Source organism: Mycobacterium sp. NGS41, assembly GCF_059812725.1.
The window spans coordinates 20,138-29,298 of record NZ_JCALDF010000047.1; the positions used below are offsets into that span (position 1 = coordinate 20,138).

1 pseudogene is annotated in these 9,161 nt (G+C 64.6%); it reads left to right on the forward strand.

Features of this window, described 5'->3' with window-relative positions:
- Positions 1-2: 2 nt before the first annotated feature.
- A pseudogene (locus tag AC5Y21_RS24860) lies at positions 3-9,161 on the forward strand (amino acid adenylation domain-containing protein); the annotation flags it as partial.

Consider the following 9,161-nt stretch of genomic DNA (forward strand, 5'->3'; position numbering starts at 1 on the left):
GAATGGAAATTGATGAGCAAGCACTTCCGCTGACGCGGCCGCAGCTAGATGTGTGGCTTGCCCAGGAATCGCGTCCCTCCAGCACGGAATGGCAACTTGGCCTATTTGTCAAGATCGACGGCACGATAGAACGCCGTCGTCTTGAGTGGGCGATCAGCCGGGTATTGCGCGAGGCCGAGCCGTTCAGGGCCGCCATTTTCGAGGTAGCTGGTCAGGTCTACCAGCGGGCAATTGATTACCCCAAGGTCGAACTGCCGTTCTTCGACCTGAGCTCCTCGCCCAATCCCGTGCAGGAAGCACATCGGATAGCATTATCGATTCAACGCACCCCCATGGCGTTTGACGGCCCACTGTTCAGGTTTGCGTTATTTCAGACGCAGCTCGATGAATTCTATTTGTTCGCGTGTGGCCACCACATAGTCATAGACGGAACCGGCGTTGCACTGGTTTGCCACCGGATTGCATCTGTCTATTCTGCGATCGCTTCTGGCGCTCCCATCCCCCCAGCGCTTTTCGGGTCATTGCAGGATTTGGTTGATTGCGAGCTGGAATACGAGGCTTCCAACGATTACCTCGAAGACCAGGACTATTGGGCGCGGAACCTGCCAACGGAAAACGAACCGCATTATCGGCCACGGCAAGCTGCTGAAGACTCTGATCTCGATGAGCCTTCGGCGCCGGTCCCATTGGACCCCGTGGTCGTCCGCGGGGTCCAAAAGTTATCCGAGGCGTGGGGCATGCCTCGGTCTTCGGTAATTACCGCCGCGTGCGCGCTGCTGGTGCGCGGGTGGTGCGCCGAGAGTTCAGAGGTGGTGCTCGACTTCCCGGTGAGCAGGCGGGTGCGTCCGGAGTCGAAGACGCTTCCCGGGATGGTTGCCGGAGTGGTGCCCCTGGTCCTGAAGGCTTCGCCCGGGTCCACGGTGGCCGATTTCTGCCGGCATGTTGACGCGCGAATACGGGAAGCGGTGCAGCATCAAAGGTTTCCGGTGCACGCGCTGGAACGCAAAACGAACTTCCACGACGCCGGACAGCCCGGCGACAGGGTAATCATTGATTTCTTTCCCTCTGTTCTGAGCCTGGATTTCGGTGGGGTCGCGGCTTCGGCGTCGTACACAAATCTTGGCCTCGTGGGTTCCTACGGGTTGCTCTTCTCTGATGCTGGTGATCAGCTCTTCCTCAGCACAATGGGTGCTGGGGGGCCGTTCCCGGAGCTTGACTCGCGCGACGTAGCGGGACGCTTGTCACGAGTGTTGCTGGCCATGACTGCCGACCCGGGGCGGCGGCTGTCGGCGATGGATCTGCTTGAAGATGCTGAGCATTCGCGGCTGGCGGAGATCGGTAATCGCGCAGTGCTGAGCGCGCGTCCGACGTCAGGGTCGATTCCGGATTTGTTTGCTGCGCAGGTGGCGCAGACGCCGGACGCGGTGGCGATGACCTTTGAAGGTTCCTCGTGGACGTATCGGGAGTTGGATGAGGCCTCGAATCGCTTGGCGCACATGCTGGTTGAGCAGGGCGCGGGCGCGGGGCAGTATGTGGCATTGCTGTTGGAGCGCTCGGCCCAATCTGTGGTAGCGATTTTGGCGGTGTTGAAGGCCGGGGCGGCCTATGTACCGGTCGATCCCGCGCACCCGGTCGCGCGCGTCGAGTTCATCGTGTCCGATGCCGCGGCGGTAGCGGCGGTTACCAGTGCGGGGTTGGCCGATCGGCTGCAAGGGTGCGCTATCCCCGTCATCGATGTCGATGACCCCCGCATCGATGCCTATCCGTGTACTGGGTTGGCGACCCCCGCGCCGGACGATTTGGCGTACGTGATCTACACGTCGGGAACGACGGGGGTGCCTAAGGGCGTGGCCGTCACCCACCGCAATGTGACTGCGTTGGAGGAGTGCCTGCGGATTGGTCTGCCTGCGGGTCCGGAGATGGTGTGGTCGCAGTGGCACTCGTTGGCCTTCGACGTCTCGGTGTGGGAGATCTTTGGTGCGCTGTTGCACGGCGGGCGCCTGGTGGTGGTCTCCGAGTTAGTGGCGAGCTCGGCGGAGGATCTGCACGACTTGCTGGTGGCCGAGCAGGTCAGTGTGTTGGGTCAAACGCCGTCTGCGGTGGGAATGCTGTCACCGACGGGCCTGGAGTCGATGACGTTGATGTTGGCCGGTGAGGCTTGTCCGACCGAGGTGATGGATCGGTGGGCCCCGGGCCGGGTGATGGTCAATGCCTACGGCCCCACCGAGACGACGATGTGTGTGGCCGTCAGTGCGCCGTTGACGGCGGGTTCGGGTGTGGTGCCGATCGGGTCGCCGGTGGCTGGGGCCGCGCTGTTCGTGCTGGATGGGTGGTTGCGTCCGGTGCCGGCCGGCGTGGTTGGTGAGCTGTATGTGGCCGGTCGTGGTGTGGCTGACGGGTATGTGGGGCGCGCGGGGTTGACCGGGTCGCGGTTTGTGGCGTGTCCGTTCGTCGACGCGGGCGGTGCGGGAATAGCCGGACAACGGATGTATCGCACCGGAGATTTGGTGCGTTGGGGCGCCGATGGGCAATTGCAGTATCTGGGGCGGGCTGATGATCAGGTCAAGATCCGCGGTTTCCGGATCGAACTGGGCGAGGTCCAAGCGGCCCTGAATGCGCTGGACGGGGTGGATCAGGCAGTCGTGATTGCCCGTGAGGACCGTCCCGGCGACAAGCGGCTGGTGGGGTATGTCACCGGCACCGCGGATACGGCCGGGATGCGTAGCGTGTTGGCCGACCGGCTGCCGTCCTACATGGTGCCGGCGGCGATCGTGGCGATCGAGTCGCTGCCGTTGACGGTGAACGGAAAACTCGACAAGCGGGCGCTGCCTGCCCCGGAGTATCAGGACATCGATCGTTACCGGGCCCCGGCCACTGCCGTCGAAGAGGTCTTGGCCGGAATCTACGCCGAAGTCCTGGGGCTGGAGCGGGTCGGAGTCGATGAGTCGTTCTTCGAGCTGGGCGGCGACAGCATCCTGTCGATGCAGGTGGTAGCGCGGGCACGGGCGGCCGGTGTGGTGTGCCGCCCGCGCGACATTTTCGTCGAGCAGACCGTGGCCCGGCTGGCCCGGGTAGCCCAGCTGGCCGATGGCGCGGACGGCCTGGCCGACGAGGGCGTCGGGCCGGTGGTGGCCACCCCGATCATGCGCTGGCTGCAGGACGTGGATGGCCCGGTCGATCAGTTCAACCAGACGGTGGTGGTGCAGGCCCCGGCGGGCGTGATCGAGGCCGATGTGGTGTTGCTGTTGCAGGCGTTGCTGGATCGGCATGCCGCGTTGCGGCTGCGGATCGACGACGACACCGCCGCGGAGTGGTCGTTGCGGGTGCCCGAGACCGGGTCGGTGGATGCCGGCAGTTGTCTGCAGTCGGTGGACGTGTTGTCCGAGGAGGCGCTGGCAAAGGCCCGGTCGCGATTGAATCCGGCGGCCGGGGCGAACCTGAGCGCGGTCTGGGTGGGCTCCACGGGACAGTTGGCGCTGATCATTCACCGTCTGGCCGTGGACGGGGCGTCGTGGCAAATTCTGTTGGAGGACTTGAACATCGCGTGGGCCCAGCATCGCAGTGGTCAGCCGGTGGCGTTGCCGGCAGGCGGGACGTCGTTTGCCCGATGGGCCTCGCTGCTGGCTGAGCATGCGCATGCCCCGGCCGTGGTGGACCAGGCCGAAACCTGGCGGCAGGTGGCGGCCACGCCGGCGGTGTTGCCGGCAGTGTGCCCCGAGACGGACACCTATGCCAGTGCCGGGCGTTTGTCGGTGGAGCTGGATGACGACACGACGCGGATGCTGTTGGGTGAGGTGGCCGAGGCGTTTCATGCCGAGGTGCACGAGCTGTTGTTGATTGCCTTCGGGTTGGCGTGTGCGGAGTTTTTGGGTGCTGCTGCTGGCGCGCCGGTCCGTATTGATGTGGAGGGTCAGGGGCGCCAGGAGGAATTGGGCGCCGAGGTGGACTTCTCCCGCACGGTGGGGTGGTTCAGCACCAAGTATCCGGTGTCGTTGGCCGTCGGCGGCTTGTCGTGGGCGCAGGTGGCTTCTGGTGACGCTGCGCTGGGCTCGATGGTCAAAGACGGCAAAGAGCAGCTTCGCGCGCTGCCGGACGGCGTGACTTATGGTCTGCTGCGCTACCTGAACTCCGAGGTGGACCTGGACGAGGCCGACGCGCCGATCGGATTCAACTATCTGGGGCATCTCGGCGGTCACTCGACGGCCGACGAGCTCTCCGGTGACCTGTGGCGGATCAGCCAGGAAGATGTGTCGCTGACCGGCGCGACCGCGGCGGCGCCTGTGCCGCTGATGCACACCGTGGAACTCAACGCTGCCACCAGCGACACCGAGGCTGGTCTGCGGTTGCACGCCAACTGGACCTGGGCATCGTCGGCCGTTAACGAGGCGCAGGTAAGCCGGCTGAGCCGGTTGTGGTTTGAGGCGTTAGCCGGCATCTGCGCGCATGTGCGCCGCGGTGGGGGTGGATTGACCCCGTCCGATGTCGGGCTTACCGGTCTGAGCCAGCAGCAGATCGATCAGCTCCAGCGGCAATATGCGGATCGCTGACGTACTGCCGCTGACCCCGCTGCAACTGGGCCTGCTGTTCCACTCCAGCACCGCGCAAGGATCCGGCGACGATGTGTATGCGGTGCAGCTGGAGATCGGGGTGTCCGGACCGCTTGATTTGCAGCGGATGCGCGACGCGGTGCACACGATGGTCAACCGCCATCCCAATTTGGCGGCGCGGTTTTCGGATCAGTTCGAGGAGCCCGTACAGATCATCCCGGCCGATCCCGAGGTGCCCTGGCGGTATATCGAACTAGACCGCGGCGCCGTCGACGTCGAGGAGCAGACCCAGCGGGAGTGCGCGGCCGAACGAGCCGCCGTCTGCGACCTGGCCGACGAGTCGACTTTCCGGGCGGCTGTGATCCGCACCGCCGACGATCGGTATCGGATTGTGTTGACGTTCCACCACATTGTGGTGGACGGCTGGTCGCTGCCGATCATCGTGCAAGAGCTGTCCGCCAGTTACTACGGGCTGCCACTGCCCGCGGCGGTGCCATATCGCCGGTTCGTCAGCTGGCTGGCCGGTCGCGACATGGATGCCGCCCGGTCGGCCTGGCGCGAGGTGCTGGCCGGCTTTGACACCCCGACATTCGTGGGTCCCCAGGGCCGGGTGGCGGTGGGGCCGCGAAGCGTTCAACTGTTCCAGCTGCCTGAGGAGATGACGCGGGCGGTTAGCGAGTTGGCGCGCTCGTGCAATACCACCGTCAACATCGCGATGCAGGGTGCGTGGGCGCAGTTGTTGATGGTGCTGACCGGAAACCACGATGTCGCTTTCGGCACCACGGTTGCGGGCCGGCCGGCCGAGGTGTTCGGTGCCGAATCGATGGTAGGTCTGTTGATCAACACGGTGCCGGTGCGCGCGAACAGCACGCCGGCGACCACCGTCGCAGAGTTGCTCGCGCAGTTGCAAAGCGCTCACAGCGAGACCCTTGAACACGAGCATCTGGCGCTGCGGGAGATCAACCGCCTCGTCGCTCATGACCAGCTGTTCGACACCCTGTTCGTCTTCGAGAACTTCCCGATCGAAGTCGATGGGCTGCTGAGTGTGGACGGCTTGGCCGTGACCGACTTCACCAGCCGCCAATACAACCACTACCCGGTTGCGGTAATTGTGTTGCCGGGCAAGGAATTAGGCCTTCGCGTCGAGTTCGACACCGATGTGTTCGATGCGGCCGCCATCGAGACGCTGATCGAGCGACTGAAGCGGGTGTTGGCGGCGATGACCGCCGATCCGGGCCGGCGGCTCTCGTCGATAGATGTGCTCGACGAGGGTGAACGCGCCGAGCTGGACAGGATCAGTAACCGCGCCGTGCTGAGTGTGCCGGCGTCCGCTGCCGTCTCGATTCCGGAGTCGTTTGCCGCGCAGGTGGCGCGTGTGCCGGAGGCGGTGGCGCTGAGCTTCGACGGCCACTCGATGACATATCGCGAGCTCGACGAGGCGTCGAATCGGTTGGCCCACCTGCTGGCCGGGCAGGGAGCCGGCCCGGGTCAGCGTGTGGCACTGCTGTTTTCGCGGTCGGCCGAGGCGATCGTGGCGATCTTGGCAGTGCTCAAGACCAGGGCAGCGTATTTGCCCATCGACCCTGCACATCCCGACGCGCGAATCGAGTTCTTGCTTGGTGATGCCGCACCGATCGCCGCCGTCACGTCCGGCGGGCTTTCCGAGCGGCTGGAGGGGCACGATCTGCCCGTCATCGATATCGACGACCCACGCATAGGTACCCAACCCAGCACCGCGTTGCCCGCACCGAGTCCCGATGACGTCGCCTACCTGATCTACACCTCGGGCACCACCGGCGTGCCCAAAGGTGTAGCGATCAGCCACCACAACGTGATTCAGCTGCTGCAGGCCGCGGGCAAAGACCTGGACCTGACGGAACAGGTGTGGTCGCAATGGCACTCATTGGCCTTCGACGTCTCGGTGTGGGAGATGTGGGGCGCGTTGTTGCATGGTGGACGGCTGGTCGTGGTGCCCGAGTCGGTGGCGCGCGCACCGGAGGAATTCCACGCCCTGCTGACGGCGGAGCAGGTCAGCGTCTTAAGCCAGACGCCCTCGGCGTTCTATGCGCTGCAAACCGCCGCCGCGCTGGTACCTGACTCGGGGCGGCAGTTGAACATTCGGGCAGTGGTGTTCGCCGGCGAAGCGCTGGAACCCCAGCGTCTTCGGACCTGGCTGGACCACCACCCCGAATCGGCCCGGCTGATCAACATGTACGGCACCACCGAGACGACTGTGCATGCCTCGTTCCGAGAGCTCTTCGACAGCGACGTCGCCAGTAATGCCAGCCCTATCGGGGTGCCGTTGGCGCACCTCGCCTTTTTTGTATTGGACGGCTGGTTGCGCCCGGTGCCGGTTGGTGTGGTTGGTGAGCTGTATGTCGCGGGTTCCGCCGCAGGGTACGGGTATGTGGGTCGGGCGGGTTTGTCGGCGTCGCGGTTTGTGGCGTGTCCGTTTGGGGTGTCGGGTCAGCGGATGTATCGCACTGGGGATTTGGTGTGTTGGGGTGTTGATGGGCAGTTGCGGTATTTGGGGCGTGCTGATGAGCAGGTGAAGATCCGTGGGTATCGGATCGAGTTGGGTGAGGTTCAGGCGGCGTTGGCCGGTGTGGGTGGGGTTTGTGAGGCGGTGGTGGTTGCTCGGGAGGATCGTCCGGGTGATCGGCGGTTGGTGGGGTATGTGATCGGGGCGGTTGATCCGGCTGGGGTGCGTGCGGAGCTGGGGGAGCGGTTGCCGCCGTATATGGTGCCGGCGGCGGTGGTGGTGGTGGAGGCGTTGCCGTTGACGCCGAATGGGAAGTTGGATCGGCGGGCTTTGCCGGCTCCGGAGTATTCGGATGTTGGTGGTTATCGTGCGCCGGGCAGTCTTGCTGAAGAGATTGTGGCCGGTATTTATGCCCAGGTGTTGGGGTTGGAGCGGGTCGGGGTTGATGATTCGTTTTTCGATCTGGGTGGGGATTCGTTGTCGGCGATGCGGGTGATCGCGGCGGTTAATAAGTCTTTTGATGCTGGGGTGTCGGTGCGGGTGTTGTTTGAGGCGCCCACGGTTGCTCAGTTTGCGCCGCGTATTGGGGTGGGTGGGGGTGGGTTGGAGCCGTTGGTTCCAGTCGAGCGGCCGGCGGTGGTGCCGTTGTCGTTTGCTCAGTCCCGGTTGTGGTTTTTGGATCAGTTGCAGGGTCCGTCGGCGGTGTACAACATGGCGGTGGCGTTGCGGTTGTGTGGGCGTCTGGATGTGGGGGCGTTGGGTGCGGCGTTGGCCGATGTGGTGGGTCGTCATGAGAGTTTGCGGACGCGGTTTGTGGCTCCCGAGGGGGTGGCGCAGCAGGTAGTGGTGGGGGTGGAGGCCGCCGATTTTGGTTGGCAGGTCTTTGATGCGGTGGGCTGGTCGGCGGCCGAGTTGGAGGAGGCGATCGGCGCGGCGGTGCGTCATGGTTTTGATTTGGCGTCTGAGATCCCGTTGCGGGCACAGCTTTTCCGGGTTGCGGAGGATGAGCATGTGTTGGTGGCGGTGGTGCATCATATCGCTGCTGATGGTTGGTCGGTGGCTCCGTTGGTGGCTGATATGGGTGTGGCGTATGCCAGCCGGTGTGTGGGTCAGGCGCCGGGGTGGGTGCCGTTGCCGGTGCAGTATGTCGATTACACGTTGTGGCAGCGCGCGCAGTTCGGTGAGCTTGAGGACAGTGCCAGCCGTATTGGTGGGCAGTTGGCGTATTGGCAGCAGGCGCTGGCGGGGATGCCTGAGCATTTGCAGTTGCCCACTGATCGGCCGTATCCGGCGGTGGGGGATCAGCGTGGTGCCAGTGTGAGCGTGGAGTGGCCGGCGCAGGTGCAGATGCGGGTGCGGGCGTTGGCTGGTGAGCATAATGCGACCAGTTTCATGGTGGTGCAGGCGGCGTTGGCGGTGTTGTTGTCGGCGTTGAGCGCCAGTTCTGATGTGGCGGTGGGGTTTCCGATCGCTGGGCGGCGTGATCCGGCTCTAGATGAGTTGGTGGGGGCGTTCATCAATACGTTGGTGTTGCGGGTGGATTTGTCGGGTGATCCGACGGTGGGGGAGTTGCTGGCGCAGGTGCGGGCGCGCAGTTTGGCTGCTTATGAGCATCAGGATGTGCCGTTTGAGGTGTTGGTGGAGCGGCTTAATCCGGTGCGTAGCCGGGGGCATCATCCGTTGGTGCAGGTGTTGTTGGCGTGGCAGAACAATCGGCCTGCGAAGTTGAGTTTGGGTGAGTTGCAGGTGGTGCCGTTGCCGGTGCAGACCCGCACGGCGCGGATGGATTTGGCGTTTTCGTTGGCCGAGCGTTGGAGCGAGGACGGTGCGCCCGCCGGCATCGGTGGGGAGGTGGAGTTTCGCACCGATGTGTTTGATGCGGCCAGCATCGAGGTGTTGGTTGAGCGGTTGCAGCGGGTGGTGGTGGCCCTGGCCGACGACCCGACCCGGCGGTTGTCGTCGATCGATTTGCTCGATGCCGGCGAGCGTGAGTGTTTGCAGCGGTGGAGTAACCAGGCGGTGTTGAACCAACCTGTGCCGGCCTCCGCCTCGGGGTCGGTTCCGGCGTTGTTTGGCGCGCAGGTGGCCCGCACCCCGGGGGCGGTGGCGTTGAGCTTCAACGGGCACTCCAC